Genomic DNA, 25,955 nt, shown 5'->3' on the forward strand with positions numbered 1-25,955 from the left:
TCAATCTGTACCCAAGCCAACGCTTTAGTCGAACTCAGTCTGGAAAATAAATCGGCTTTGACATTTTAGTTTCAAAGTCCACAGGCACCGAAATATGCTGATGGGCAACCAACCACTCACCTGCCGTTTTTTGAAAACATAGCGTGGTTCTGCACCAAGGAATCTCTGGAGTTGCAACACCACTGGCATGATCCAATTTAGAATAACAATGTAAAAAAGCTAAACCGTCACGACTAAAAATATTGATGTTACGCCTAAACACTTTGATTTCCCCCTGAAAAAATGGGGCATATCGTCTCCACAATTCTTGATAGGCTTGCACACCTTGCAGCTCAAACCCAATATCAAACAAGCTGACATCACTCTGACAAAGACGAATGATATTTTGTACATCCATTTTACAAATGGCATCATCCCATTGCTTAAGTTTGAAGATAATTTCATGCCCTGCATGCTCATCTCCAACTAATCGAAAATCCACATCGCACTCCCACACTACAAATCAAACCGCATAAAAAAACGCGTGCGCCATCCATAGCAAACACGCGGTTTTCTTTAATTCTTAAAACAAGCAAAATATGTAATCTGATCTTAAGTCGTCAAATCCTTAATCGTGGTACTTGAACCATTGTTTTTCACCGATTCAATGCCCTTATCTCTGGATTGCTCACTGGCATAAAACTGACTGGTACCAATAATCTGATGATTGGCAGCCTTTAAGTTAAAATAAGGTTTGCCATTTTTGGCTTCTAAGCGTTCATAACGCGTATCATCGGGGCTGTTTTTTTGCACCGACTCAATTCCATTATGTGCTGACGCTTTTGCTTTATACAGTTCACTGGTCAAAATGACCTCGCCATTTCCCGCTTTTAAAACAAAGCGATATTGGCCATCATTTGCCTGACTTACTTCGTACCATCCTGACATAAGCTCACCTATTGTTATTTTAAAGTGATTGTAGATCCACCAAAACTGAATAAAAAAACATCCAATTTCATAAAATATAAATGACTTCTTTTATAAAAAAAAGTGCATTTACTACCAGCCCAGATTTTATTTTTTTAAAATAACAGCGCTATATGAATAACGCATGACAGCCTCAAACCGTTTAAATGACACGTGATATCGGCCCAATAAAGGTTTGGAACTCTTCATAATTTTATGCTTTTAATACCAATTTGCTATAACTGCTTTTTGGCATTTCAATAATTTCTACACAAATTTGTACCATTAAATCCTGAGGAGCGGTAAAGTTTTGCTGCAAGGTTTTAAGCAATTGGCTCGAAATGGCACACTTGGTGGCTTCATCTCGTCCGCTTAATAAGGACACTTTGGCATGCAAATAAGCCTGTGCATCGCCATCTACCCCAATCACAAAATCGGACTGTCGAATAGCACGACTTTTGATGTCATTGCCCGATTGTACAAACTGACCATCCAGCAAAGCTTGGTTTAGAGCCAATAACATCGGCTTAACTTCAAGGGTGTCGATATTGTCTGAATATTCAAGGTGGATATGTGGCATAACGTATTCTTCAACAGTTTTTATCTTTATAGCATGCTGTGCTAGTGTTTCAACGCTTAATGTCTTTTCAAAATGGCTGAAAAAAAAACGGAGCCCAATTGACTCCGTTTTAATCTCGAACTGCAAACTCAGCGGATTAGGCTTTTTTCACATACTCAGATTTCAGTTTCATCGCACCGACACTGTCAATTTTACAGTCAATGTCATGACCATCTGCGGCATCTGGCAGTAAACGAATATTTTTCACTTTGGTTCCGACTTTCACCACCGACGACGAACCTTTAATTTTTAAATCTTTAATCACCGTTACCGTGTCACCGTCAGCAAGTAAATTGCCGTTGGCATCTTTAATTGCCACCACTTCTTCTGTTGCTTCTCCCTCTTTCCATTCGTTTGAACATTCAGGGCAGATCAGCAAGTCACCATCTTCATAGGTATATTCGGACTGGCATTTTGGGCAGTTGGGTAAAGACATAAAAACCTCAAAAATAAAAAAATAAGCAATTCACATTGCTCAAAACGCCAATATAGCATTTTTCAGACGAAAACGATGCGAATCACCTATTTATTTTAAGGCTTTAGCCTTGTCACGGGATGAATAAAATAAAGCCTAGGAAAATATAAATTTTCCCTGTAATAGCATCAGCTCAACACTTACTTTTGTTCCAAACACTGCTTCAAAATCACCACATGGTTATGCTGCTCTTCTTTGGATGCGGTGAGTAAAGTAATCTGCTCACGCACTGCCAGTTGGCGCAACTCATTCAACTCGGTGGGATGTGCTTCCAGTTCTTTCATATAACGGACTTTAAACTCATCCCAGTGTGCCACCATGTCTTGGTGATACCATTTCCGTAGTTCATTAGATGGCGTGAGAATTTTTGGCCATTCATCTATTTTGGCCTCAAGTTTTGAAACCCCTCGTGGCCACAATCGATCAACCAAAATCCGTTTGCCATCCTCTGCCTCGATAGGTGCATAAATCCGCTTCATGCGTATTGGCATGCAAAACTCCTTTTATTCTTTTGTGCAACTTATTCAATTGTTCAACGATGACGAAGCACTATTCATCGGGAATGTCTGGATTCACTAAAAAAGCCAAGAGTTGCAACGACTCCTGCCAGCCCAAATAACAACCATCGACAGGAATCACATCAGGTAAACCAGACTGCGTAATATGGACCTCAGTACCGACAGATACTTCTTTAAACTCAACACGCACTTCAATTTTACCGGCTAGTTCAGGTACATCGAACTCATCGGTATAGCGCAATAAACTGTTTTCAACGATTTCATGATAGGCACCATGAAATGAATGCTGCATGCCTGTACTAAAGTTGGTAAAAAACATGCGATATTGACCACCTTCACGCAGATCGAACTGATCTACATGTGCGGTAAAACTGTGTGGTGCCATCCACTTCACTAATGCATCTGCGGTGGTAAAAGCACGATAGACGCGCTCGATGGGCGCACTAAATACGCGGTGTAATTGGACGCTATTTGACATGATTTTTCTCGTTCTTTTCAAATATTCAGATTTAGTTTAAAACGCTCAAACCCACATACTGTATTTTTTTTGTGCATCTTTTTTTTAAATAGCCAAACGTGGCCTGCTGTCTTTTTCTACCCACCAACAAAAAAAGCATGTTTTTCAACATGCTTTAACTTTGACCATTTCTTAGGCTTGACCTTGCTCATAGTCCTCATCATCTTCGTCGTCATAGACATAGGCCATACAGCCCCAGCCGTCATATTCACCACCAAACTGTTCTGCAATTTTAGTAAACCATTGTTCTAGGTCGACAATATCTGAATACTCAGGTTCCATATACACGTAAATGGTAATAATCCACTCAGATACGTCACTTTCTTCATCGACAAACAACGTGATTTTTTGCTCTTCTTGTAATAAATACAACGCACACTTTTCTGCTTGTGACTGCTCTTGAAAGGCAATCGAATATTCTATTTCATGCGGTTCAGATAGGTCGTCGCCATCCTCAGCCATTTGCCAAAGTACATTTCCGTTATCATCATCTGGATATAATTCATAATCACGTGTCATGCGTATGTCCTTGTTATCTTTTTAGCCAATATATCGTTGGCAAGTGACAAAATAGTGACTTCAACATAGCATATTTTGCTCATTTTTATAGCAGGTACATCTGATTTTTCGAAGGTTGTTTGGACTTTATTTCACGCTGGCTTTGCCGTGTTAGTGTAAAACCCGATCTTCAACTAAAATGTCCGCTTGAAACTGTAAATCACTACTTTTTAGGCTTTCTAATAAGGCTGCAAATTTGAGTTCTTCTAGGCGTAAAGCCAAATAACTGTCTTGTATACGAGTATGACCAAAGGCCGTACCATAGTGATTGATAAGGGTAAAATCATCCTGCAAAGCTTGAATCAAAAGGCCAAGATTGTCTTTGCTCACACGTTGCAAATAAAAATCTGCTTTCGTATTAAATAACTGTGAAACCAAGACCATCATTGATAGTCGTCGATGTTCATCCATAAAAGCACAGATCACAACGTCATTTTGCTCAACCGCACGAATCACTTGTTGCCGGACTTTTTGTAAATGACCGGCCGCATCCGTTTTCCCATAGCCTTCGATGAGTTCATCTAATAACTGCTCCGAAGGTAGTTGATAACTCTGGCTGTAGGTTTCAATTTTATGGTGTAGTGCCTTCGATATTTCAGCCAGATGTTGTCGTTCTTCAGCCATGTGAAAAAAAGCACCCAGTTTTTCTCTGGCGCGCTGCATGGAAACTTCTTTGGCTTTACATTCATATTCCGCTAAGAAGTGATGTACTTTTTCAATGTGCTGCCGACATTGTTTGAGCATTTGTTCAGCATCAAATTTGACCGTTTCAGCAAACAATTCAACTTGGTTGTGCCGTTCAATAACATAGTGTTCGACATCAATAATTTCTTGGTAAGGACTCAAGGTTTCATTGCGTTGTCTAAGTGTTCCAAGCTCAATTCTTAAACTGGTCAGCCGATGTTGTAATTCACTTTGCTGCTGTTCATAAACTTCCAAACTGTTTCGACTGCGCTCTAAATTGCTTTCTAAGGATTCAATCTTCTTTTTTTGGGCAAGGCTGTGTATTTTTTGCCCGCATATAACCGCACACAGCAGGACAAGAATGACAGCGAGTACATAAAGCATGGCCTATCTCCCTACGGGAACGTCATTTTTATTTTAAAGACTCAGCTGTAAGAACACATCAAATTCGAACAGTAAGCCTTGGAACAGACAAACCTATTTTCATTCAGTCGTAACCATGGCCCAAAAGCCAAACTCAAATGTTAATTTCAACAAAGATAAGCACACTGGATAAAAGGATACTTACATAACTTACGCTAACGTTTTTTTAAACGGACCGATATCCCAAATTTTAAGTATTTCTCAGAATATAAATAAAGTGTGACACAGTTAAAATGGCACACTTCCATGAATCGCAACCGCTTTTCCACTTAAAGGCTGCTGAAAGGCGAGAAAACTGGCATGTAAAGCCATACGTTTTAATGGACTTCGTGTCGGCTCAGGGTGATACAACTTATCCCCTGTAATTGGATGCCCAATATATTGCATATGCACACGGAGCTGATGTGAACGCCCCGTAATTGGGGTCAGTAAAACTCGCGTAATATCGGTCTCAATGTCATAGCTAAGAGCTTGATAAAGCGTTTTTGCAGGCTTACCCAGTTCAAAGTGCACAATCTGCCGTGGTCGATTTTCCCAGTCAGTAATCAGGGGTACTTCAACACAGCCTTCGGCATCCAACTGGCCTTGAACTAAAGCAATATAGTGTTTATCCACCGTGCGGGCTTGAAACATTTTGCTGACGGCGACTTCGGCATCGCGGTGCTTGGCAAACATTAAAATTCCCGAGGTCGCCATATCTAAACGATGGGTAATTTTGGCATGTGGATACTGAGCTAAAACCCGTAAATAGGCACTGTCTTGGTGTTCTGGTAAACGTCCCGGCACAGACAACAAGCCCGCAGGCTTTTCAATCACCACCAAATCATCGTCTTCATAAACGATCACCAAGTCTTCTTGGGGCGGTGCATAAATAAAGTTGTCATTTAGAGCCATGGGAATAACAGCATACAAAAGCGAGCGCGAAAAATAGCAAGCTGTGTTTCAGCTGTCAATCATTGACAAAATATCGAAAACAGCCTTAATCCTAGACGTCCATCACTCCATATAAAACCAGCTTTTTAGCAGGGCTGATTAGATTGGAAGCTTAAAATAAAATGATGTAAGTGAAACTACAACAGCAGAATTTTTCGATTTTCGCGGGAAATATTAAAATTTATTTTTTTTTGATTTATATTTTATTCGAGTTCAAATTTTTTAGGGTGTCTGGGAAAACATGTTGTTTACTTCAACTATCATAACTTTGTAAGTGATGATCTTATAGCCTATAAACTTTTGATTTATAGCGTCCTAAGCCGAATCAAGACCTTTTGGGTAAGTACTACTCACGCGTTTTGCGCCACTGGTAGCATGCTACTCTTTTCGATCCCGTCACACCCTTGAGATATAATTTAACAATCCAAGGGCGGGATTGTTTCCCGAAGATAAAGTCTTTTTAGCTATTTTTGGAAAAAAATCTTGGCTTTCAGGTTATCTAAAAAATATTTTCCCAAATGCAGCGTATTTATGATTTTTTTCTCACATAACAGCGCTTTTCTCAGGATTTATTTCTTTACTGCATCACAGATGAGAAAATCAACTTCCTGCGCAGACCTGCATCAGCTGAATGAGATTCCCGCAGGTATCATCAAAGACTGCAACTTTAACTTTTCCTGCCCGCATCGGTTCACTGGTAAAACGTACCCCTAAGTTTTTGAGTCGCTCATATTCCGCATCGAGGTCACCCACTTGAAAAGAAGTATAGGGAATCAGATCTGCTTTAATCGCAGCTTTAAACGGCTGTGCCGCAGGATGTGCATCAGGCTCCAGTAGCAGTTCAACACCCTCTGGACTTTCGGGTGAAACCAAGGTCAGCCAACGATAATCACCCACAGGTACATCATGTTTGACTTTAAAACCGAGTTTTTCTGTATAAAACTGACAGGCTTTTTCTTGGCTATCGACCATGATACTGGTGACATATATTTTCATTGTTGTTCCATATTTTTTATCAGACTTTTAATGGTTATAGCAGAACTCTAAGCGTTCCAATGTTATCAAATCGCATTTTTTTTAAAGCCGTTTTCGCAAACCAAAGCGCCAATTTGTTTTGACACAGTTAGAGCAAATATTGGGATAAATTCGGAGCAATATAGAAGTTTTAAAATGGAAGAAAATATTTAAATGGACGTGTCTTTTATCATGTTGTTTTTATCGTTTAGTTTCTAGGGATCAGGAGATAACTTCAACGATTAAAACTGGGTAAGTTCTAAACTTTTGCCTATAAATGGATAATCTATAGCGTCCTAAGCCGAATCGAGACCTTGTGGGTAAGTACGACGCTGATCTGATAGATAACGAGTCGCAAACTACTCTTTTCGATTCCTGTGCCCTTAAACGCTATATTAAGCAAATTCGTATGGGATGAATTTCCGAAGATCGGCTAATTTCAAGCAATGATGAAAAATATTTCCCTAAATAAAACCAGACTTGATAAAAATATTCATCATGACACTTTAATCATCTATTTCATCGCATAAAAATGAACTTCTATCATTTTTTACACCATCATTTCAGAACGTTTAAGTCCCCATATAACCTTGCAACCAAGTTGCAATAAACCACCACAAACTGATCGCGGACATACCACAGAGTAAATTAGCTAAAACTTTCTGCAGATTACTGAGCTGAGACAGATAGATTTTTCGGTTAATCACATAAGCAACCACGGCTAAAGCTCCACCGATTGCACCACCAATCATCACTAAAAACAAAGGCCAACCTGCCATCAAATGAGCAGCCGTACTCAGCTTAGGTTTCTCTGCAGCACTCAAGAACAGTTCTTTATTTTCCATCGCTTTCCCCTATACATAATCCAAGCAGTCATGTGACTGATGCCTCAGACTCACGTCACTCATAAAAGTGCATTTTGAGATATAAGTTAGCAAAAACTAAGCCAACACTATTCAAGACTCAGATCATCGATGTCCTGAATTTTGCTCAAATACAGCGGAGCAACACTCACTTTGCTCCATATTTCTTTAAATTTAGGGTCGCTATCCGAGTCTTTGTTGAGATTTTCTCTGACCAGCTTCTTAGCCGTGAGAAAATTGACACTGGTTTCACTGTTCACATAAGGGCCAAAATTATCGGAGCTGTCATAGCCAATCAAGCGCATATCACGCCCCTCTAAACGAAACTGATAGGCCCAATATCCATAACGGCCATGGGCATAATGTAGTTTTAACAGGCCTTTTTCGATAGAGGGCACCAACTCAGGTGCAAAGTACACACCGCCATCTTCATTTTCTGAAGAAAACAGTGACAGGTTCTGAACGACTTTTTGGTAGTGCCCTTTGGTATTCAACAGCACAATCACACCACGGCGGTTGCGATCTAGTTTTCCACGGTATTCATCGGTGACCCATTGTTTCGGATCTGTACCTTTGACGATTAAAACCACATCTTTTAAGCCATCTTTGTTTAAATCCCCTTGCACGACCTCATACACCGTATATTTTGCGGAAAGGTAAGCTTGGTATTGGTTGGTGGCTTTGTGTCGCTGAATATCCGCTGCGCTTAAGTTTTCAGCACAGAGATTGGTGGATATACCCAACATTGCAGCGAACATTAGAGAAGTTTGAATGAACTGTTTTTTCATAGTTTTGTTAATTTTTTAAATAAAGTAGGTAAAAGAGCACACTAATAAATGCTTCATTTTTGGCATCTGTGCTGAAGCTTAGCATTTAACAGAAGTCTATTTGTAGAATGTTCTACAATTAAAAACAGATGACTGTATCCATGTCATATTTTGATTGCTGCCGTTGAAAACTTTCGGCTAAAGTGGCGAAAGACCATTCAAATACGCTTCATCATGAAAACCAAAACTGCCCTGCTGATGCTGTGCCTTGCGCTTTCCCTCAGTGCATGCAAAGTGTTAAAAACACATATCGTTAAAGTCACCAGCTCAACTGAAACACAGTCAAATGAAGTGTTATTAAAAACCACCAAAGGCTATGTGTACTTATCGACACAGAACATGACGGAAAAACAAAAGCACATCCTAAAAAATCTGCGCCCTTTTCAGTGTTTGGAAATTAAAACACCTGAACAGTTTGCTATGCAAAACCGAGCAGTACGATTTTCTGACTTTAAAATTCGCGCTTTAGTTGAAGCTGACCGAGAGTGTCGAAAAATTAAGGTCACGACCCGAATTGAAATTCATTAATGTTGTAATGCTTAAAAAATAGAACCTCCATATCCAACAATGAAAAGCTCTGCATAAATTGCAGAGCTTTTTTGCTTTTGGCTATTTGAAACAACACTTGTCACAACCTTCGACTTTTTCTCTGGGCCAGTTCATTCTTGCCCGTTTATAAGCCAGTTCGTAATTGGCAAAATATCCAATTAGAATTTGATCCTCCGAGCTGGGTAAATCTGCACAACCTAAGGATGCATTATGAATATGATGGATGCCTTTTTCACTAGGCTGTTCATTTACAATAAATTTTATCATTTACAGTTTCCCGAATAATTCTTATAAAGTTCAACCACAAAAAAACCATACAAAAAGTATGTATTTATAAAATTAAACGGATGCCGTATGAAAATCAATCATTATTTTAAAGGTGAAACTGAACTCTAAGTCATATCCAGCTAAAAGGATTAATATCCACATAACCGAAAATTAGCCGCTCTATTTTTAAAACTTAGAGACCCAGCAATGCCATAAGAAAACTACTGAAACTATAAGGGTGTGCTGATACCTTCTTGTTTTTTACGTTTAAACCAACGCACGGCCCAGATCGCCAAAATAATGCCTACAATCACCACCAAGACTGGAACCAGTAGTGAAAGCACGGACAGTAAAACGGCTCCGACCCACTCCACTGTAGACACCAGTGGGTTGGCAACCCCGCCTGTCGTCGCGGTTGAAACCCCACGGACAGCAACGGTACTCATTTGCACAGCACCTGCTGTACCGCCACCGATAATGATTGCCGCTGCCCAACTGGCAAACTGCGACATTTCCCCACTACTGACTGCCATAGTGGTGAGTGTGCCTGCGACCATCGCGGCTGGCGTTGCAATGGTGTCTAAAGCGTTGTCGACCCATGGTATGTAATAAGCTGCGATTTCACAGACAGTTGCAATCGCTAAGGCGATACATACCGATGGCATACTTAACCATTCAAAACCTTGCATGGGTTCGAACCATCCCATAATAGATGCAAGGCTCATGACCAAGAGTGGGACAAAGACACGAAAGCCACAGGCAGCACTTAAGCCAATGCCGATACAAAGTCCTAATATGGTTTCCATGTACTTTTCCTATATCGCCTAAGTCGGGATGTTTTTATCTTTTTTATAACTTAGCAAAAAGCCCTATCGGGTGATAGGGCTTTTCTTTTAAACAGTGGGTAACTGTTAAATCTTTGGCTTAGGCATTCTTATTGTTAAATTGATTGCCTTGGCATTTGGTACACGGGGGTAAACGATCTGTACCAATTTCTAAGTAGACGCGGTGTCCGCATTGAACACAAAAATAGAAGCCTGTTCCAGGTTTTTCGCCAGCAGTAACCATTTTTGTTCTCCATATGTTTAGAAAATGGTCTTACTAGTATATGCATTTTATGATGAATGTCTATTGATCATTTCGACAAATGATGATGGCATTTGGGCAAGAAATAATTTCCATAGAAAATCTAAACGTCTTACAAGGTGTTAGTCACCCAATTTTCGATCTGCAATCCATCGACACGCAAAAATTCTTTTTCATTATTGGTCACCATCACCCAATTATTCGCACGTGCATGCGCGGCAAGCCACAAATCATTCGCACCAATAATCTGCCCCTTGGATGAAAGATCGTGACGTATTTGCGCATAGTGATCAGCGACATATTCATCTAACTCAACCACTTGAATCATTGAGGTTAATTCATCTATCACTTTGAGGGATTTTTCTTTTTGCTGACTTTTCTCTGCACCAAAACGCAACTCCCCCAAAGTAATGACTGAAATTAAAATATTTCGATGTGGGAGATGTTTTTCAAAATGCTGACGGACAATTTCAGGTTGATGTTTGATGATGTAGATACAAATATTCGTATCCAATAAATATTGCGTCTGCATTAGAACTCTTCTCGTTCCTGTGGTGGTTCATCCACTCTTTCTTCTGCATAAAAGTCATTCGGCATTTGAGCTAATACTTTAAATAACCGATCTACGGTGACTGGTTTTTCACGCAGAATCACTTCATCGCCACGACGGAAAATTTCGACTTCTGTACCTTCAAAGCGAAATTCTTTGGGTAAGCGAACAGCTTGGCTTCGACCAGTCATAAAAACTTTTGCGGTAGTCATAAGGCTACTCCAACAGTTTTGATATATACCTTATGATAGATATTTTTTGAGTGTTTTTCAATCAACCCTTGAACTAAAAAAGCCTTATCACTTGTTGGGATTTTTTTTAAACAGAGGCGAAATATTTTAATCATATGGCTTAGGCATTCTTTCTGTACTTAATGTGTTTTAGAGATGCTAGAACCAGTATAACCTCACCGTGATGATTATCTATTGATCATTTCGATAGGAGTATACTGGAATTTTGGCAAATATCCTAAAAATTATATTCCATAATTGAGAACTTTAACTATTACATTGTGCCTTTTAAGTCTATTACTTTGCGCCCTTGTTCCCTCTTGGGACAATGATTTATATATAGATAAATCATCTATGATATTTGGAAATTTTGTTCTTAGCACCTTTTCGTCAGAATAATTATCTATAAAGGTTCTATAGTTTTCAATTTGTGAATCTTTTATAGTATCGTCTAGTGTTATTGCGTATAAAGCTGTAAATAAACTATATAAGTGAACAGACTTTTTAAGGAACTTTTTCCGAACTTCTACACCATCAATTATTTGGCTTATATCAGATAATAAACTATCGAATCTACTTATATCATCTTGCTGATCTGGATAATCATCATTATATAAGTCATATATTTTATTAAGATTTTTTTCTGTTACATCCTCTTGTATGCCTTGCTTCATGAAAACTAATAAAGTACTTACAAATGATATATCTCTCATTCTTCGTCTATCAGAAATACCAAATATTTGATTTGATTCCCAATAATCTCTTTCAGAAAGAATCGAAACAACCTTCATAAATTCACCTTCAAACTCAGCATTTCTTAACTCCTGAGGGTTCAAAGTCAAATTATTACTATTCAATCTTAAGAACATTTTTACTATGCTTTCTCGATCCACACTATTTCTTACAAGTCGAATTGAGAAAATATATGCCCAAACTGCTTTTTTATCATCAACATGTAAATCTTTAAAATATTTATTTTTTATTCTATCAAAACAACCACTCTCTTTTTTCAGCGAAATATCGGATAGTTTATACTGATTCGATATAAACTGAAAAATTGCACCTGTTCTTTGTTGTCCATCAACAATAGAATATCTAGTATCTCCAGTATTCTCATCAGTTCCAATATTCCAAATATAAATTTCAGGAATAGGAAATCCCATAATAATAGATTCGATTAACTGCACTTGATTTTTTCTATTCCACACATAGTTTCTTTGGAAAGAATCATCTACCAACAATAGACCTTTATGATTAAGATCGTATAACCATTTTACACTTTGCGGTTGAATATCAATTAAATCAATTAATTTCACTTTTAACTATTCCTTCTTTTAACTTATTAATACCACGCATGTGATAGTCTTGCACTGACTCCCAATCCGCATAAATTCTGTAATTAAGCTCATGATTTATATAAAATCTTAATTGCAATTCAGCTTTAAATGTCCGAACTAATTGTTGCCAGTCAATTAAATCTTGATTTCCATAAGTATTATCTGAGTCTTTTATCCCAATAAAACCGTTAAATATATTCCCTGTCTTGGTATTAAAATTTTGCAAATAACTTTCTTGTGAGATTTTCCTATAAGCCGACCAAATTTTCTTATAATAATATTTTGACACTATAATTAAATCTAAATCCGAATCCACACCAAACTCTTTAAAGTTTTTTTTAGGTGAAAAACTAAATTTTGTCTTAGCACTGCCCACTATCGAAATATTATTAAAAGGAATACTTAATTTATTTGATATAAATTTTTTAAAATCATCATATCTTTCGCTATGATTTTCTACATCTTTTTGAAAATACCATACATTTTGTCCTAATAAATAGACCTATTGCGTTAGTCAAAATTTAAACAGCCTAAAGCTACATTTAATAAGGTTTTAGCCAATTCAAAAATTAGGCAAAACGATACTTTCGCAAGAGGTCTAATATTTATAATAAATTTCTCTATCGCTATGCTCTTTAATAAAATCTATTATTTCAGTTTTCATCATCTTAGAATTTCTTAAATATAGTCAAACTACTTTATTATTCATACAAGATTCGAAAAAAACTCGAAATAACTCATCGACTGAGTCGATCAACCATTCTTTACGCTTACGTTTAACCCATGCCCACCTTGCACGATATATCGCTCATCTATAGGATTTAAATCAGGGCTGTATGCAGGAAGCCAAAGAATTTTATGCCCTTGTTGTTCCAATAACTCCTGAATATCTGCTCTTTTATGAAATGCTGCATTATCCATAACCACTACACTATTTTCTGGTAATGCCGGTATGAGGAATTGCTCAATCCAAAAATGAAAAACATCTGAATTGATTTTGCAGTCAAATAAACCGACTGAAAATAACTTACCCTCATGGATTGCTCCAATGGCATTGGTCTGATTCTTTAATTGCCAATTATATTGCCATAAACAGGGTACTCCTTTTCGTGAGTAGCCATGAGGTCTATAATCATGTGACTTAAAACCACTTTCATCCAGATAAATAATCGGATGGTTTTTTTCTAATTCATTCACTTGCAGAATAAATTTATCCCTAAGCTTTGTATCTGCTTTAGGATGGCTTAACGTCTTTTTTTAACTGTAATATTTAAGCGCTTTAATGCAGCACCAATAGATGAAACACCACAATTAAAACGTGCAGCACGTTCATATTGATAAGCATCAGGATACTTTTCAACATCTTCACGTAAAGCATCATCGTTAATTTTAGAAGGTTTACGTACACGAGTTTTTTTAATCTCTATACGTTTCTTCCATTCAACAATGGTATTTTTATTAATTTCAAATTGTGCAGCTACCGCTCGAATAGAATAACCTTCCTCAAGCTTAGCTAAAATTTTACGTCTAAAATGTTCTGAATAACTCATTGCACCATTGTATTGGTTTTATAATGATTTGACTATATCATCATTAAAAAAAGCCCAATGCAATGTAGGGCTTTTTTTTAAAAAAATCAAAGATTTTTAATTAAAAATCAAACATTTCCTTCCAAGAAATCCTGTGCAAAGCGTTGCAATACACCACCCGCTTCATAAACAGACACTTCTTCTTCAGTATCTAGGCGACAAGTGACAGGTACTTCAACAATTTCACTCTTACCATCTTCCGTCGCACGCTCAATCACTAAAGTTAAAGTCGAACGTGGCGCGATATTACCAATCACGCTATAAAGTTCAGTACCATCTAAACCTAAAGTTTTACGGTCAGTTCCTGCTTTAAACTCAAGCGGTAACACGCCCATACCGACTAAGTTAGTACGGTGAATACGCTCAAAACCTTCCGCCACAATCGCTTCAACACCAGCAAGACGAACACCCTTAGCAGCCCAGTCACGGCTAGAACCCTGACCATAGTCCTTACCAGCAATGATGATAAGAGGTTGCTTACGATTCATATAGGTTTCAATCGCTTCCCACATACGCATCACTTCACCTTCAGGCTCAACACGTGCTTTCGAACCTTGCTTGATCGTACCGTCCGCACGAACCACCATTTCATTAAACAATTTCGGATTGGCAAAAGTCGCACGTTGTGCCGTCAAATGGTCGCCACGGTGCGTTGCATACGAGTTAAAGTCTTCTTCAGGTACGCCCATTTTATGTAGGTACTCACCTGCTGCCGAATCCATCATAATTGCATTCGATGGTGATAAATGATCTGTAGTGATGTTATCAGGCAAGATTGCTAGCGGACGCATATTTGCCAGTGTACGAGGTGCAGCCAAAGCCCCTTCCCAATACGGCGGACGACGGATATAGGTACTTTGTGGACGCCAGTCATATAAAGGACTTGCCGCTTTTTCAGTAACACCCAAGTCAAACATTGGAATATACACTTTACGGAATTGCTCAGGTTTTACCACTTCTTTGACCAATGCATCAATTTCTTCATCAGAAGGCCAAATGTCTTTCAGGTAAATTGGATGACCGTCTTTGTCGTTTCCTAATGCATCTTTTTCAATATCAAAGCGGATCGTTCCTGCAATCGCATAAGCTACAACCAGCGGAGGTGACGCCAAGAATGCTTGTTTTGCATATGGATGGATACGACCATCGAAGTTACGGTTACCCGAAAGTACCGCTGTTGCATACAAGTCACGATCAATGATTTCTTGTTGTAGTTTAGGGTCTAAAGCACCAGACATACCGTTACAAGTGGTACATGCATACGCCACGATACCAAAACCGAGTTTTTCTAAGTCATCCAATACGCCTGCTTCTTCAAGATATAAAGCCGCTGCTTTAGAACCCGGTGCAAAAGAAGATTTCACCCAAGGTTTACGAGTTAATCCCAATTCATTGGCTTTACGTGCCAATAGACCTGCTGCAACCGTATTACGTGGGTTTGATGTATTGGTACAAGAAGTAATGGCAGCAATAATCACAGCACCATCAGGCATTAAGCCATCGGTACGGTTTTCAACCACACCAGCAATGCCTTTTTCTTTTAAATCAGCCGTAGAAACACGTGCATGTGGGTTTGATGGGCCTGCAATATTACGTGTTACTGTTGAAAGATCGAAACGAAGGACACGTGGGTATTCAGCTTGTTTCATATCCGATGCCCAAAGACCGATTTCTTTGGCATAGTTTTCAACAAGTGCAACTTGCTCAGCTTCACGACCTGTTAAGGTTAAGTAATCAATCGTGTTTTGGTCAATATAGAACATGGCCGCAGTTGCGCCATATTCAGGGGTCATATTGGAAATCGTGGCACGATCACCTACAGACATACTATCCGCACCTTCACCAAAGAACTCAAGGTACGCACCGACCACACGTTCTTTACGCAAAAATTCTGTGAGTGCCAATACGATATCGGTTGCAGTAATCCCTGCTTGACGTTGTCCGACAAGTTCTACACCAATAATGTCAGGTAGACGCATCCATGATGCACGACCAAGCATCACATTTTCAGCTTCTAAACCACCGACACCAATCGAAATCACACCAAGTGCATCGGTATGCGGTGTGTGTGAATCTGTACCGACACACGTATCTGGGAATGCCACGCCTTCACGATTTTGCACTACTGGAGACATTTTCTCCAAGTTGATTTGGTGCATGATGCCATTCCCCGCAGGAATCACATCGACATTTTCAAAAGCGGTCTTGGTCCATTCGATGAAGTGGAAACGGTCTTCGTTACGGCGGTCTTCAATGGCACGGTTTTTTTCAAACGCCTCTGGATCAAAACCACCGTATTCCACAGCAAGAGAGTGATCGACAATCAACTGAGTCGGCACCACAGGATTCACTTTCGATGGGTCACCCCCTTGGTCTGCAATCGCATCACGTAAACCAGCAAGGTCAACCAATGCCGTTTGTCCAAGGATGTCATGGCAGACGACACGCGCAGGATACCAAGGGAAATCGTGATCTTGTTTTGAGAAAATCAGTTCTTTTAGTGACTGCTCCAAAATGGCAGGATCACAACGACGCACTAACTGTTCGGCCAATACTTTTGAGGTGTATGGAAGTTTTGCATAAGCGCCTGGCTGAATCTGTTCAACGGCTTCTCGCACATCAAAGTATTCTAGCTGGGTGCCTTGCAGTGGTTTGCGGTGATTATTGTTCATAGCGTTCCTGCCTTTGGTGTTTCATTTTTCTTCACTGTCTTTACTAGACCATTCATCTTTGTCTGCTAGGCATACTACACTGTCGAAAACCCATTTCCCAAATCGTTTATATTTCATAAACTTAGATATAAAAATAGGGGTTTTTGAAATATTTAGTTACATTAACTTTTAAATATTTACTCTAAATATGATTTTTTCTGAAAAATAGCGGAAAATAGCCCTAATTCTTTAGTATTAGATTTTAAGGTAGGCGAGCAATTCATGAGCGATCTAGCTTTCTCCTCTTTCACTTTAATTGGTGTAGATGCACTCAAATTTTTACAAGGCCAAGTGACGGTCAACGTTGAAGCTTTAGCTGAAAATACAACGCAATACACCGCCATTTGTGACTTAAAAGGTCGTATTCACTTTGGTTTGTGGCTGACCAAACGCAACCCTGAACATTTTGAAATTGTCACCACTCAAGACCAGTCTGAAGAGTTTGCCAAGCACATTAAAAAGTTTGGTGCATTCTCGAAAATGAAACTTGAACCCGTGGGTTCAGTTTTTCCAAGCATTCAAGATGACCGTACTACCTTCTCTGCTGAAGCAACTGATATTGCAGCGTGGCAAGTCGATGCCATCAAGCATGGCGAGGCGTTTATCGACCAAGCCATTGAGCATGTGTTTCAACCTCAAGAGCTGCGTTTACACCAACGTGAAGGCGTGCACTATGACAAAGGTTGTTACTTGGGTCAGGAAGTGATTGCACGTTTATGGTTTAAAGCCAAACCCAAAGCATGGTTGCATTTAATTCAGGGTACAGGCAGTGCACCTGCGCAAGCTGAACAGTTGAATAAAGGTATTCAAGTGGTGAATAGCGCTGCGCTTGATGACGGTTATATCGCGTTGGTGGTGGCACGTCCTGAGTCTTTGACCGAACTGGATGTGACAGTTTTAGACTTACCAGAACGCTTAAATGGTGATGTGGCAAGACCGCAGTAAGTTTATATTTTTTAAAATGTTGTGATAAATTAGCTCCTAGATTTAGGGGCTTTTTAATGACTGAAAAATTATACTATTGGGCTGAAAATTTAGAAAACTATAGTTCAGACAATGAACAGGACTATGATCAAGTTATAGAAATAAAACGGCTAAACTTTTTTATTGGTAAAAATAATGCGGGAAAAAGTCGTTTTTTGAGAAATTTCTCTGTACACGACAAAAATAGATAACTCATTGAAATAATGTCACAATAATTGTTTTCTAACGACGAATACTATGATACATCTCAATGAGTTATATCTTATCTTAAACAAATCTCTAAAATGGAACAAGTCACATTTAAAGTGCTTTGCGCTCATCATGCTTGTGATTATTTTAAAGCAAACATGTAATCTTTCTTCTGCATCTAAAGCCTTGCCCATCAAGTGCTTACCACAATCATTTTATCGACGTATGCAGCGCTTCTTTGCAGGTCAGTATTTTGATTATCGTCAAATTTCTCAGTTGATTTTCAATATGTTTTCATTCGACCAAGTGCAACTGACTTTAGATAGAACCAATTGGAAATGGGGAAAACGAAATATTAATATCCTGATGCTCGCAATCGTTTATCGTGGAATAGCGATACCTATCCTTTGGACATTGCTTAATAAACGTGGAAATTCAGATACGAAAGAGCGCATTGCTTTGATTCAACGCTTTATAGCCATTTTTGGTAAAGACCGTATTGTGAATGTGTTCGCAGACAGAGAGTTTATCGGTGAGCAGTGGTTTACATGGTTAATTGAACAAGACATCAACTTCTGCATTCGTGTTAAAAAAACTTCATTGTCACCAATCATTTAGGAAAGAATCATAAAATTAGTGATTTATTTCGCCATCTTAAAGTTGGTCAAATTGAATGTCGTAAACGACGGATTTTGGTTGGTCGGGTGAAACTATATATAAGTGCACTACAGTTAGAAAATGGAGAGCTTTTACTCGTCGTTTCTCCTCAGTTTAATGCCAATGCTATTCAGGATTATGCATTACGCTGGGAAATTGAAACCTTATTCAGTTGTCTCAAAGGACGCGGGTTTAATCTTGAAAATACGCGCTTGACAGACCCTAGACGAGTGAAAAAATTGATTGCGGTGTTAGCTATAAGCTTCTGTTGGTGTTACTTAACGGGTGAATGGCAACATGATCAAAAAAAAGCGATAAAAATAAAGAAGCATGGACGACTCTCAATGAGTTTATTTCGCTATGGTTTAGACTATGTTCAAATGGCGATTCAGCGTTTAATTGGTTTTGGGAAAAAAGAAGAGTTTAAGGAAATTTTGGCAATTTTAAGAAGGCAGAATCCTGATAGGATAAGGGTTCTGTGAAATTTGTCGTGTACAGAGGAGAAATTTATTTAAATCACTTAATTCGCAAACTTTTTATCAATCTGAACTGTTCTTAAAATTATGTAAAATAGATAAAAAATTAAATGATGATATTTACAACCAAACTAGAAAAAACCCAAATTATGAGTATTTTTCAAATACTTTCAATGACTTAAAAAATAACCTCACTATCAGTAGAAGAAATCAGGCTGTTCAGCAATTCAGTCATATTCTACAATATCTTTCCAATTTAGGTGTCTTAAACTTACTTGTTAGCAACAATAATGCGCCTCAAGCGAAAGAACTTTTTACAAATCAGATTACAAACACCTCTACTGTAAACTTTGATCTAGAAAAATTTTATATTCCAATTCTAAGAGGTATGCGCCCTGTCACTGAAATAGAAAATAAACAACCGTATATAGAAAGAGCTCAAAAAGACTACTTTTCTAATAGCCAAAAATTTAATTCAAAAAACATCATTACAGGTGAATGTTTATATCATGAACTAAAAACGCACTTACTTGGTGAACCAGAGCAACGTGAAATCATTAAAAATTATGAAGAAAAACTCAGCCAATATTTTTTTGATAATGAAACTGTATCCTTAATTCCAAAACATGACCAAGATGTTGTAAATATTAAAATTGGAAGCGACAAACAATTCCCTATTTCAGAACTCGGCGATGGCTTACAACAAGTCATTATTTTAACTTATGAAGCTTTTATCAAAAAAGATGAAACCCATGCTTTCTTTATAGAAGAGCCTGAACTGCATATGCATGCGGGCATGGTTCGTCAGCTCATGAATTTCTATCTAAACGAAACCAATCATTATTATTTTTTTACCACACATTCCAACCATCTTTTAGATATGGCAGATGAATCAGATCAAGTCATCATCCAAAAATTCGTAAAACAACCAAAAGAGAATCCTAAAGATGGCTTTGATTTTAAAATTTATCGTTGTGACCGAGACCGTGATCTACTGGCCTCTCTTGGTGTAAAACCATCTTCGGTTTATTTAGCTAACTGCACCATTTGGGTCGAAGGTATTACAGATCGTTTATATATCACTAAATATATGGAAAAATATTTAGTTGAATTAAAAAATTCAGATGAAGAGCTTTATAAAAAATACCGCCGTTTTATGCCTAATTATCACTATACATTTGTTGAATATGCAGGAAGTAACCTAGTTCATTGGGACTTTAGTGATGAATTTACTGATCACTTAAATGATCAAGGTATGAATGCTTTACTCACTACAAGCAGTGTACTTCTCATTGCAGATGGTGACATTCAAAGGAAAGGCAATCGTGTCGAGCAATTAACTGAATCATTAGGTAAGCAATTTTATCTTCTGCCTTGTAAAGAAACTGAAAATACTCTGCCTGCTAATATTATTCATTACGCATGTAATATTAAATTTTCAGGCTTAGAAATTGCATTAAGTAGCAATCTTGAGTTAAGTAAAATTCTAAAAAATTATTTATCAATGGATGGTATGCAAACTAATACCAAAGATGGCTTTGACATAACACAGTTATTAAGTGATCAAAATTACTTCCATGCGAAAGACGGAATCGGAAAAATTATAGATTCTAAAATTAAAATTGGAAATCCAAGAACATCAGATGACAAGCCTAAAAAATGTTTTGCAGATGCTTCAGGAACAATTAAAGATAAGCTAAAATTCTGTCGTCTAATTTTAACACTAATGGATCATGTCGAATGGACACTTACAGATTCAGCTAAAGAGCTTTGTAAGACCATTTTTGAACATATTGATGAAAGTAATAACGCAAAACTATAGCCACTCACTTAGCCAAAGTTTAAAACACTTTGGCTTTTTTTATAACTATTCTTTCCTCTTCACATAATAAACCACACCACTCTTATCATCAGAAAAATAAAACGAATTTGAATCTATACGGTAAATATCCGCAGGTCGACCATACACATTTTTATCCACTAAAAAACCATCCATAAAGTTCTGTAATTTTTGCCCTTTTCGCATAATCACAATTTTATAACCATGACCAATCGTGGCATCCGTAGAACCATGTAAAGCCACTAAAAAAGAATTTTTAATCGTGTCGTCCGTATTTGGATCATCAAAATAGTCAAATCCTAGTGCAGATGAATGCGCAGGAAAATAAGCGTAAGGAGATGGTACATTTTTACATCCAGTTGGACGTTTAAATTTTGGGTCTGCAAAAATTTTACCATTCGACGAATAGCAAGAAGCCCAACCATAATCTGCATCAGGCTTAAGTGCATAAAAAGTTTCATCAGGTTTATGTTTACCCAAATGGTCTGCACCTTGATTGGTGGCAAATAAAAATTTACCCACCCATTTCAAACCGACGGCATTGCGTAAGCCTTTGGCGAAAATCTTTTGTTCCGAACCATCGGGATTCATTTCTAAAACTGTTGCTCGAACTTTTTCTTTCTCGGCACAAGCATTACAACTTGAGCCGACTGAAACATAAATTTTACCGTTCCCACCTACTGCAATGGTTCGTGTTAAATGCCAGCCACCATATTTATAACTTAAACCATAATCAGGAAAAGTCGCTAAAACTTCAGCTTTAGCCGTGGGTTTTATTTCACCTTGGGTGAATTTTCGTCGGGTGAGCTGATGAGTTTCAGCCAAATATAACCAGTCTTGCCCTGAAGAATCGGTATAAAATTGAACTGAATTTGGATTTTTCAGACCTGTCATATAAGGAATAATTTTGCCGAATTTACCAGTTTCAGCATTCCATTCATCCAAAATATAAACGATGCCTTTTTATTGTCGGTCAAATCCTGCATATCTGTGACAAACATTCTACCGTCAGGTGCTTTGCTAAAAAAACGAACACGTTTTAAACCCTCAGCCGCAGGAATGATGTCGTAATTTGCTGGCAGATTGAGAGAAAAACGCTTCCCATTTTTCAAGCTGATTTGATGAGGCACAAGATTTGGCTGCCCTGCTAAAACTGCCATTGAACCAACTAAACATATGAATAAGATTGAGAATATTTTTATCATTTTAGAGACGTCTCGATTCATCTTATGAAAAGTAACCTTCTTTTTTATATGATATAACTTGAATGATGAGCACATAGTCAAACGCTTTTGCTAGAAAATCGTATAGGCTCTTCATATACAAAATATTATTTTATATTATCTTTTAGCCTAACCACTGCAAGTGTCTTTACAGTGGGTTAAGCCATTCACACTCGTTCTGTGGCTATAAACAGAACATAAAAAAGTATTGCTTTAGAAGTCTACAGCAACCATCAGTACTTGGATAAAAGGCTCATCCAAGGACGTAAACCCTTTTAGAGCCTTATTTAATAGTTCACTCATCTTCAATGAAGATTAAACATCAAAAATCATGAAACAGCTTATTCATGTCTTTGCAGAGATAGTCTTTAAATGAAAAGTCTCGTGCATGTTTAGCATCAAATTTTGCAGTCACACCGTCTTTTTCAAAGATATATACACGGTCATCTTTGCTCACTAAAAACTCACCACCCAATTTCATCAATAAGGCATCAATTTTTTCACCATCTGGAATCGACTCATCGGCCAAAACTTTTAAATAATTTCGCTTAATTGACTTAATAAACATGCTGAACTCACTACTCATTTTCAGCGCTATTTAAACAGAATCTAAGCCAGAATCCTAATAAAACCCGAAGCCATCAGCTGCAAATACCAATAACACGTTTCAGACTTTTCCACTGCACAGCACGCGGTTTGTATTGGAAAAATATATACCGATCAACACAATCAACGGAAATTTGTAAGACCAAGACACAATTCAGATATTTACATTCACACAATTCAACTTATGATGTGAAATGACTAAAAACAAATACACACATAGATGGACTTATGTGTAAGAAAAAGGTTTATAAAACATGAAGAAAATCGTACTTGCAAGCTTAATTGCACTCACTAGCCAGCTTACACTTGCAGCCACCACCCAAGATACCATCAACCCCGAATTTGCCAAGATTGAGGAAATGGTCAAAGCCAACAATATGACGGGGGCGTATCAAGCTTTAGAAAAACTGGCGAAGTCTGGCAACCCACAGGCCATGTACAACTTGGCTTATTTGACTCAGACTGGCCAAGGCGCAGCGAAGAATGAGAAGAAAGCCATTCAGCTCTATCAAGATGCTGCAAACAAAGGCTACCCTGTTGCGCATTATGTGCTTGCGAAAAACTATGTCACGGGTACTTTAGGCTTGCCTCAAGACATTAACAAAGCCAAACAACACTTTGAAGCCGCATCTAAACTAGGCTTTGATGATGCAACCGTTGAATATGCCGTACTGTTATTTTCTGAAAATAAGCCAGAGTCTGAAAAGTTAGCCCTTAAGAAACTTGAGCCTTTGGTGAAAAAAGGTAACTATCAAGCCATTCATGCACAAGCCCTGTACGACATCAGCACAGGCTTTAAAAATAAACAAGAAGCACCCATTCAAAAAGGCCTCAACAGCATTCAAGACTTAGCCAAAAAAGGTTACATTCCTGCCCTGATGGCCGTAGGCAATATGTTTGCTAATGGCAATATCATTCCGCAGAACTTACCTGAAGCGAAGAAAATTTTTACCGCTTTAGCTAAAGAAAATGTGCCACAAGCGAAAGAATCATTAGCGCAGGTTGAAACCATGATGGCGAATCAAGCTAAGTCCCCTGCAACAGCAGCAGTCAAAAAATAAATCGCTTCTTCAAAAAAATACTCTCCTCGGAGAGTATTTTTTTACCACCAAAGACCAATCAAGACACTGACCACCACAAAACTCAATAGCGTGCTGATCATCAGTGGAGTGAGTGCTTTTTCATTTAAGCCATACACTTGCCCAAAAATTCCAAATAGAGACGGCATCGGTAAAGCCGCAATCAAGGTCCCTGCATAAATCATCTTTGGGTCTAATTCAGTCAAATAGGTCAGCCCTAAATAAACCAATAGCGGCATACAAATGTTTTTAGATACCACCAGATAAACCGTTTGTAAGTTAAACGATTGAATGGTTAGCCCGACCATTCCCCCACCAATAATAAAGAGCGCTAAAGGTGCAGCGGTCTGGCCTAACATCGCAAACACTTGGTCGATTAAATGTGGAATTTGAATTTCGAAAATCGCACAACTCATACCAATCATCACCGACAAAAACAGTGGATTTTTAAGTAAAGTGAGAAATGTGGTTTTTAAAATGGAGGCTAAATTGGCTTGTCTTTGTCGCCCTATTTCCGCCAGAGTGAGCATCAGCGGTACAAGAAATACACTTTCAATGATCACCACCAATGAAATATAAATCATCGCTTCACTTCCCATCAGCAGCGTCAAAATTGCTGCTCCCAATAACCCCGTATTGGACATGGATGCACCCAGTGAAAACACTGCAGCGTGGGTAAAGTGATTCTTAAACAACTTTTGACCTAAAATAAAAGCCGTAAGAAATAAGCCAAAGGTCACAGCGGCATAAACATAAAAATATGACGGATACCAAATTTCATGCAAATCTTTTGAAGCTAAGGCATGCAACAATAAAGCAGGTAACGCAATTTTGATGACAAAAGCACTGATTGCAGTCATTTGCTCTTTAGCGAGTAATTGGATTTTGACAGAGGCAAAACCAAGGAAGAGCAGGAAAAATACTGGAAAAATTACCGAAAAAATCATTCAAGCTGTTCCTTTTCCAGATGATGTAAGTAAAGACCTATCCTAGGATACACCTTTACTCAGTTGAAATATTTTAAAAGACCAATTGGCGAATATGTGATTAAAACGCAGAAAACAAATCTTTGATCCCATGTGGCTGACACCGTAAATACTGCGGTGCGATAGAGACTTTCCCACCCAGTTCTGCAGCGGCATGCCACGGCCATCGTGGGTCATACAACATGGCGCGCGCCAGACCAATTGCATCGGCTTCTTGCGCTTCTAAAATATGTTCAGCCTGCTTAGCTTCTGTAATCAAGCCCACCGCAATGACTGGAATTTTCACCGCTTGTTTCACTGCATGGGCAAAAGGCACTTGATACTTGGCCTTAATCTGAATGTCTTGTTCCACATGCAAGCCACCACTTGAAACATGAATATAAGCCGCACCGAGTTGCTCCAACGCTTTCGATAGCCCTACTGTTGAATCAATATCCCAACTTTCTGTTGCGGTCGACTCCATCCAGTCGGTCGCAGATAAACGTATACCTACGGGATATTTTTCAGGAACAGCTTGTTTAATGGCTTGAAATACTTCTAAGGTAAATCGAATACGATTTTCAAAACTTCCACCATATTCATCGGTACGTCGGTTCGAAAGGGGTGACATGAACTGATGCAACAAATAACCATGGGCTGCATGTAGCTCAATCAGCTCAAAACCTGCATCTACTGCACGTACAGCGGCGCTAGCAAAGTCATCAATGATGTCTTGCATCTCCGGCACACTCAAAGCATGTGGTGCGTGCTCTTCAGGCTTAAAGGGGACATCACTGGCAGACACCGTTTGCCAACCATGCGGTTCATTCGGTTTGATCTGACCTTTTCCCGACCAAGGACGATCGGTCGATGCTTTACGTCCCGCATGTGCCAGTTGAATGGCAAAAGGCATTGGAGAGAGTGTTTTGACTTTTTGAAGTAAAGCTTTCATTTGTGCACGTTGCAAATCATTCCACAGTCCTAAATCCGCAAAACTGATCCGTCCTACCGCTTGTACGGCTGTCGCTTCAACAATACATAAGCCCGCACCTGACAATGCATAATTAGCCCATTGTTGCTCATGCCAATAGCTCAACTCACCCGCATCATTGGCTGAATATTGGCACATCGGCGCAATCACGATTTTATTTGTTAAGTTTAGATCCCCAAATTGAATGGGTTGAAATAATAATGGCATCACAGCTCTCCCTGTACTCACTATGATCTATAACAAATAAAGT

The 25,955-nt window shown here is 38.5% G+C and carries 30 protein-coding genes and 2 pseudogenes; 6 read left to right on the forward strand and 26 right to left on the reverse strand.

Features of this window, described 5'->3' with window-relative positions:
- Positions 1-34: 34 nt before the first annotated feature.
- The 12 genes from AC4CVD_RS13510 to AC4CVD_RS13565 all read right to left on the reverse strand — a co-directional run bounded on the left by AC4CVD_RS13510 (position 35) and on the right by AC4CVD_RS13565 (position 8,337).
- Positions 35-481: a YybH family protein gene (locus AC4CVD_RS13510; protein WP_039889976.1), complete on the reverse strand. Its 447-nt coding sequence runs from the start codon at positions 479-481 to the stop codon at positions 35-37.
- Between the two features lie 110 nt (positions 482-591).
- Positions 592-927, reverse strand: a complete 336-nt coding sequence (locus AC4CVD_RS13515) for a YegP family protein (RefSeq protein ID WP_004695228.1) — start codon at positions 925-927, stop codon at positions 592-594.
- A 232-nt stretch (positions 928-1,159) separates the two neighbouring features.
- Positions 1,160-1,525 carry a 5-carboxymethyl-2-hydroxymuconate Delta-isomerase gene (locus AC4CVD_RS13520; RefSeq protein ID WP_339399478.1) on the reverse strand — a complete coding sequence of 122 codons (366 nt, stop codon included), beginning with the start codon at positions 1,523-1,525 and terminating at the stop codon, positions 1,160-1,162.
- Positions 1,526-1,661: 136 nt separating this feature from the next.
- Positions 1,662-2,000 carry a zinc ribbon domain-containing protein YjdM gene (locus AC4CVD_RS13525; protein ID WP_490753293.1) on the reverse strand — a complete coding sequence of 113 codons (339 nt, stop codon included), beginning with the start codon at positions 1,998-2,000 and terminating at the stop codon, positions 1,662-1,664.
- 179 nt (positions 2,001-2,179) lie between these two features.
- Complete coding sequence (locus tag AC4CVD_RS13530; protein WP_490753294.1) at positions 2,180-2,530, reverse strand: DUF488 domain-containing protein; 351 nt, start codon at positions 2,528-2,530, stop codon at positions 2,180-2,182.
- A gap of 58 nt (positions 2,531-2,588) precedes the next feature.
- Positions 2,589-3,035 (reverse strand): SRPBCC family protein, encoded by a 447-nt coding sequence (locus tag AC4CVD_RS13535; protein ID WP_490753295.1) that lies wholly within the window; start codon positions 3,033-3,035, stop codon positions 2,589-2,591.
- A 171-nt stretch (positions 3,036-3,206) separates the two neighbouring features.
- A complete protein-coding gene (locus AC4CVD_RS13540; protein WP_004695219.1) occupies positions 3,207-3,593 on the reverse strand; it encodes a ribonuclease E inhibitor RraB in 387 nt (128 codons plus the stop codon).
- A gap of 150 nt (positions 3,594-3,743) precedes the next feature.
- Positions 3,744-4,700, reverse strand: coding sequence for an SNIPE associated domain-containing protein (locus AC4CVD_RS13545; protein WP_490753296.1), 957 nt, complete (start codon positions 4,698-4,700; stop codon positions 3,744-3,746).
- Positions 4,701-4,967: 267 nt separating this feature from the next.
- Positions 4,968-5,633 carry an RluA family pseudouridine synthase gene (locus AC4CVD_RS13550; RefSeq protein ID WP_125280304.1) on the reverse strand — a complete coding sequence of 222 codons (666 nt, stop codon included), beginning with the start codon at positions 5,631-5,633 and terminating at the stop codon, positions 4,968-4,970.
- A 639-nt stretch (positions 5,634-6,272) separates the two neighbouring features.
- Entirely contained in the window at positions 6,273-6,668 is a 396-nt protein-coding gene (locus AC4CVD_RS13555) for a VOC family protein (protein WP_125274689.1), read from the reverse strand.
- 590 nt (positions 6,669-7,258) lie between these two features.
- A complete protein-coding gene (locus AC4CVD_RS13560) occupies positions 7,259-7,531 on the reverse strand; it encodes a hypothetical protein (protein WP_490753297.1) in 273 nt (90 codons plus the stop codon).
- 107 nt (positions 7,532-7,638) lie between these two features.
- The gene (locus AC4CVD_RS13565; RefSeq protein ID WP_490753298.1) at positions 7,639-8,337 is read right to left on the reverse strand and encodes a hypothetical protein; all 699 of its coding nucleotides are present in this window, start codon (positions 8,335-8,337) and stop codon (positions 7,639-7,641) included.
- 213 nt (positions 8,338-8,550) lie between these two features.
- On the opposite strand from AC4CVD_RS13565, the gene AC4CVD_RS13570 reads away from it, so the two are divergent.
- On the forward strand, positions 8,551-8,904 hold the full coding sequence (locus AC4CVD_RS13570) for a hypothetical protein (RefSeq protein ID WP_490753299.1): 354 nt from the start codon (positions 8,551-8,553) through the stop codon (positions 8,902-8,904).
- An 81-nt stretch (positions 8,905-8,985) separates the two neighbouring features.
- On the opposite strand, the gene AC4CVD_RS13575 is transcribed toward AC4CVD_RS13570, so the two are convergent.
- The 10 genes from AC4CVD_RS13575 to acnD all read right to left on the reverse strand — a co-directional run bounded on the left by AC4CVD_RS13575 (position 8,986) and on the right by acnD (position 16,656).
- The gene (locus tag AC4CVD_RS13575; RefSeq protein WP_004695205.1) at positions 8,986-9,192 is read right to left on the reverse strand and encodes a hypothetical protein; all 207 of its coding nucleotides are present in this window, start codon (positions 9,190-9,192) and stop codon (positions 8,986-8,988) included.
- A 230-nt stretch (positions 9,193-9,422) separates the two neighbouring features.
- Positions 9,423-9,998 carry a DUF4126 domain-containing protein gene (locus tag AC4CVD_RS13580; RefSeq protein WP_490753300.1) on the reverse strand — a complete coding sequence of 192 codons (576 nt, stop codon included), beginning with the start codon at positions 9,996-9,998 and terminating at the stop codon, positions 9,423-9,425.
- A 118-nt stretch (positions 9,999-10,116) separates the two neighbouring features.
- Positions 10,117-10,260 carry a zinc ribbon-containing protein gene (locus AC4CVD_RS13585; RefSeq protein ID WP_004695201.1) on the reverse strand — a complete coding sequence of 48 codons (144 nt, stop codon included), beginning with the start codon at positions 10,258-10,260 and terminating at the stop codon, positions 10,117-10,119.
- 130 nt (positions 10,261-10,390) lie between these two features.
- A complete protein-coding gene (vapC, locus tag AC4CVD_RS13590; RefSeq protein WP_490753301.1) occupies positions 10,391-10,810 on the reverse strand; it encodes a type II toxin-antitoxin system tRNA(fMet)-specific endonuclease VapC in 420 nt (139 codons plus the stop codon).
- Positions 10,810-11,040, reverse strand: coding sequence for an antitoxin (locus tag AC4CVD_RS13595; RefSeq protein ID WP_005400268.1), 231 nt, complete (start codon positions 11,038-11,040; stop codon positions 10,810-10,812). The genes vapC and AC4CVD_RS13595 overlap by 1 nt, the downstream gene beginning before the upstream one ends.
- A gap of 263 nt (positions 11,041-11,303) precedes the next feature.
- A complete protein-coding gene (locus AC4CVD_RS13600) occupies positions 11,304-12,374 on the reverse strand; it encodes a DUF262 domain-containing protein (protein ID WP_490753302.1) in 1,071 nt (356 codons plus the stop codon).
- Positions 12,361-12,771, reverse strand: a complete 411-nt coding sequence (locus AC4CVD_RS13605; RefSeq protein ID WP_490753056.1) for a hypothetical protein — start codon at positions 12,769-12,771, stop codon at positions 12,361-12,363. The genes AC4CVD_RS13600 and AC4CVD_RS13605 overlap by 14 nt, the downstream gene beginning before the upstream one ends.
- Before the next feature lie 377 nt (positions 12,772-13,148).
- Complete coding sequence (locus AC4CVD_RS13610; protein WP_178929031.1) at positions 13,149-13,592, reverse strand: transposase; 444 nt, start codon at positions 13,590-13,592, stop codon at positions 13,149-13,151.
- 47 nt (positions 13,593-13,639) lie between these two features.
- Positions 13,640-13,945, reverse strand: a complete 306-nt coding sequence (locus tag AC4CVD_RS13615; RefSeq protein WP_000122230.1) for an IS630 transposase-related protein — start codon at positions 13,943-13,945, stop codon at positions 13,640-13,642.
- 107 nt (positions 13,946-14,052) lie between these two features.
- Positions 14,053-16,656 (reverse strand): Fe/S-dependent 2-methylisocitrate dehydratase AcnD, encoded by a 2,604-nt coding sequence (acnD, locus tag AC4CVD_RS13620; protein ID WP_490753303.1) that lies wholly within the window; start codon positions 16,654-16,656, stop codon positions 14,053-14,055.
- Positions 16,657-16,917: 261 nt separating this feature from the next.
- Between acnD and ygfZ the strand changes: the two genes are divergently transcribed.
- The 4 genes and pseudogenes from ygfZ to AC4CVD_RS13640 all read left to right on the forward strand — a co-directional run bounded on the left by ygfZ (position 16,918) and on the right by AC4CVD_RS13640 (position 20,823).
- Entirely contained in the window at positions 16,918-17,640 is a 723-nt protein-coding gene (ygfZ, locus tag AC4CVD_RS13625; protein ID WP_490753304.1) for a CAF17-like 4Fe-4S cluster assembly/insertion protein YgfZ, read from the forward strand.
- 56 nt (positions 17,641-17,696) lie between these two features.
- A pseudogene (locus tag AC4CVD_RS13630) lies at positions 17,697-17,846 on the forward strand (hypothetical protein); the annotation flags it as partial.
- A gap of 70 nt (positions 17,847-17,916) precedes the next feature.
- Positions 17,917-19,007 (forward strand): IS4-like element ISAba1 family transposase gene (locus AC4CVD_RS13635; RefSeq protein WP_100607965.1). Its coding sequence is split into 2 segments (ribosomal slippage): positions 17,917-18,457 and positions 18,457-19,007, totalling 1,092 coding nucleotides; the frame shifts between segments, so codons are not numbered across the junction.
- A gap of 1 nt (position 19,008) precedes the next feature.
- Positions 19,009-20,823 (forward strand): AAA family ATPase, encoded by a 1,815-nt coding sequence (locus AC4CVD_RS13640; protein WP_490753526.1) that lies wholly within the window; start codon positions 19,009-19,011, stop codon positions 20,821-20,823.
- 45 nt (positions 20,824-20,868) lie between these two features.
- Here AC4CVD_RS13640 and AC4CVD_RS13645 read toward each other — a convergent pair.
- Both AC4CVD_RS13645 and AC4CVD_RS13650 read right to left on the reverse strand, forming a co-directional pair.
- Positions 20,869-22,046: pseudogene (locus AC4CVD_RS13645) on the reverse strand (PQQ-dependent sugar dehydrogenase).
- Between the two features lie 340 nt (positions 22,047-22,386).
- Positions 22,387-22,632 (reverse strand): hypothetical protein, encoded by a 246-nt coding sequence (locus tag AC4CVD_RS13650; RefSeq protein ID WP_004695190.1) that lies wholly within the window; start codon positions 22,630-22,632, stop codon positions 22,387-22,389.
- A gap of 292 nt (positions 22,633-22,924) precedes the next feature.
- On the opposite strand from AC4CVD_RS13650, the gene AC4CVD_RS13655 reads away from it, so the two are divergent.
- Complete coding sequence (locus AC4CVD_RS13655) at positions 22,925-23,731, forward strand: tetratricopeptide repeat protein (protein ID WP_114837222.1); 807 nt, start codon at positions 22,925-22,927, stop codon at positions 23,729-23,731.
- Between the two features lie 41 nt (positions 23,732-23,772).
- Here the strand turns inward: AC4CVD_RS13655 and AC4CVD_RS13660 are convergent, their stop codons facing one another.
- Both AC4CVD_RS13660 and AC4CVD_RS13665 read right to left on the reverse strand, forming a co-directional pair.
- On the reverse strand, positions 23,773-24,696 hold the full coding sequence (locus AC4CVD_RS13660) for an AEC family transporter (protein ID WP_490753305.1): 924 nt from the start codon (positions 24,694-24,696) through the stop codon (positions 23,773-23,775).
- Between the two features lie 100 nt (positions 24,697-24,796).
- Positions 24,797-25,912, reverse strand: coding sequence for an NADH:flavin oxidoreductase/NADH oxidase (locus tag AC4CVD_RS13665; protein ID WP_490753306.1), 1,116 nt, complete (start codon positions 25,910-25,912; stop codon positions 24,797-24,799).
- Between the last annotated feature and the right edge of the window lie 43 nt (positions 25,913-25,955).

It is taken from the genome of Acinetobacter sp. LipI_23, assembly GCF_058243045.1.

Bases quoted from the DNA above. Each gene is read 5' to 3' on its own strand.
- AC4CVD_RS13515 (WP_004695228.1), bottom strand. From the start codon at position 927: ATGTCAGGATGGTACGAAGTAAGTCAGGCAAATGATGGCCAATATCGC.
- AC4CVD_RS13520 (WP_339399478.1), bottom strand. From the start codon at position 1,525: ATGCCACATATCCACCTTGAATATTCAGACAATATCGACACCCTTGAA.
- AC4CVD_RS13525 (WP_490753293.1), bottom strand. From the start codon at position 2,000: ATGTCTTTACCCAACTGCCCAAAATGCCAGTCCGAATATACCTATGAA.
- AC4CVD_RS13530 (WP_490753294.1), bottom strand. From the start codon at position 2,530: ATGCCAATACGCATGAAGCGGATTTATGCACCTATCGAGGCAGAGGAT.
- AC4CVD_RS13535 (WP_490753295.1), bottom strand. From the start codon at position 3,035: ATGTCAAATAGCGTCCAATTACACCGCGTATTTAGTGCGCCCATCGAG.
- AC4CVD_RS13540 (WP_004695219.1), bottom strand. From the start codon at position 3,593: ATGACACGTGATTATGAATTATATCCAGATGATGATAACGGAAATGTA.
- AC4CVD_RS13545 (WP_490753296.1), bottom strand. From the start codon at position 4,700: ATGCTTTATGTACTCGCTGTCATTCTTGTCCTGCTGTGTGCGGTTATA.
- AC4CVD_RS13550 (WP_125280304.1), bottom strand. From the start codon at position 5,633: ATGGCTCTAAATGACAACTTTATTTATGCACCGCCCCAAGAAGACTTG.
- AC4CVD_RS13555 (WP_125274689.1), bottom strand. From the start codon at position 6,668: ATGAAAATATATGTCACCAGTATCATGGTCGATAGCCAAGAAAAAGCC.
- AC4CVD_RS13560 (WP_490753297.1), bottom strand. From the start codon at position 7,531: ATGGAAAATAAAGAACTGTTCTTGAGTGCTGCAGAGAAACCTAAGCTG.
- AC4CVD_RS13565 (WP_490753298.1), bottom strand. From the start codon at position 8,337: ATGAAAAAACAGTTCATTCAAACTTCTCTAATGTTCGCTGCAATGTTG.
- AC4CVD_RS13570 (WP_490753299.1), top strand. From the start codon at position 8,551: ATGAAAACCAAAACTGCCCTGCTGATGCTGTGCCTTGCGCTTTCCCTC.
- AC4CVD_RS13575 (WP_004695205.1), bottom strand. From the start codon at position 9,192: ATGATAAAATTTATTGTAAATGAACAGCCTAGTGAAAAAGGCATCCAT.
- AC4CVD_RS13580 (WP_490753300.1), bottom strand. From the start codon at position 9,998: ATGGAAACCATATTAGGACTTTGTATCGGCATTGGCTTAAGTGCTGCC.
- AC4CVD_RS13585 (WP_004695201.1), bottom strand. From the start codon at position 10,260: ATGGTTACTGCTGGCGAAAAACCTGGAACAGGCTTCTATTTTTGTGTT.
- vapC (WP_490753301.1), bottom strand. From the start codon at position 10,810: ATGCAGACGCAATATTTATTGGATACGAATATTTGTATCTACATCATC.
- AC4CVD_RS13595 (WP_005400268.1), bottom strand. From the start codon at position 11,040: ATGACTACCGCAAAAGTTTTTATGACTGGTCGAAGCCAAGCTGTTCGC.
- AC4CVD_RS13615 (WP_000122230.1), bottom strand. From the start codon at position 13,945: ATGAGTTATTCAGAACATTTTAGACGTAAAATTTTAGCTAAGCTTGAG.
- acnD (WP_490753303.1), bottom strand. From the start codon at position 16,656: ATGAACAATAATCACCGCAAACCACTGCAAGGCACCCAGCTAGAATAC.
- ygfZ (WP_490753304.1), top strand. From the start codon at position 16,918: ATGAGCGATCTAGCTTTCTCCTCTTTCACTTTAATTGGTGTAGATGCA.
- AC4CVD_RS13650 (WP_004695190.1), bottom strand. From the start codon at position 22,632: ATGTTTATTAAGTCAATTAAGCGAAATTATTTAAAAGTTTTGGCCGAT.
- AC4CVD_RS13655 (WP_114837222.1), top strand. From the start codon at position 22,925: ATGAAGAAAATCGTACTTGCAAGCTTAATTGCACTCACTAGCCAGCTT.
- AC4CVD_RS13660 (WP_490753305.1), bottom strand. From the start codon at position 24,696: ATGATTTTTTCGGTAATTTTTCCAGTATTTTTCCTGCTCTTCCTTGGT.
- AC4CVD_RS13665 (WP_490753306.1), bottom strand. From the start codon at position 25,912: ATGCCATTATTATTTCAACCCATTCAATTTGGGGATCTAAACTTAACA.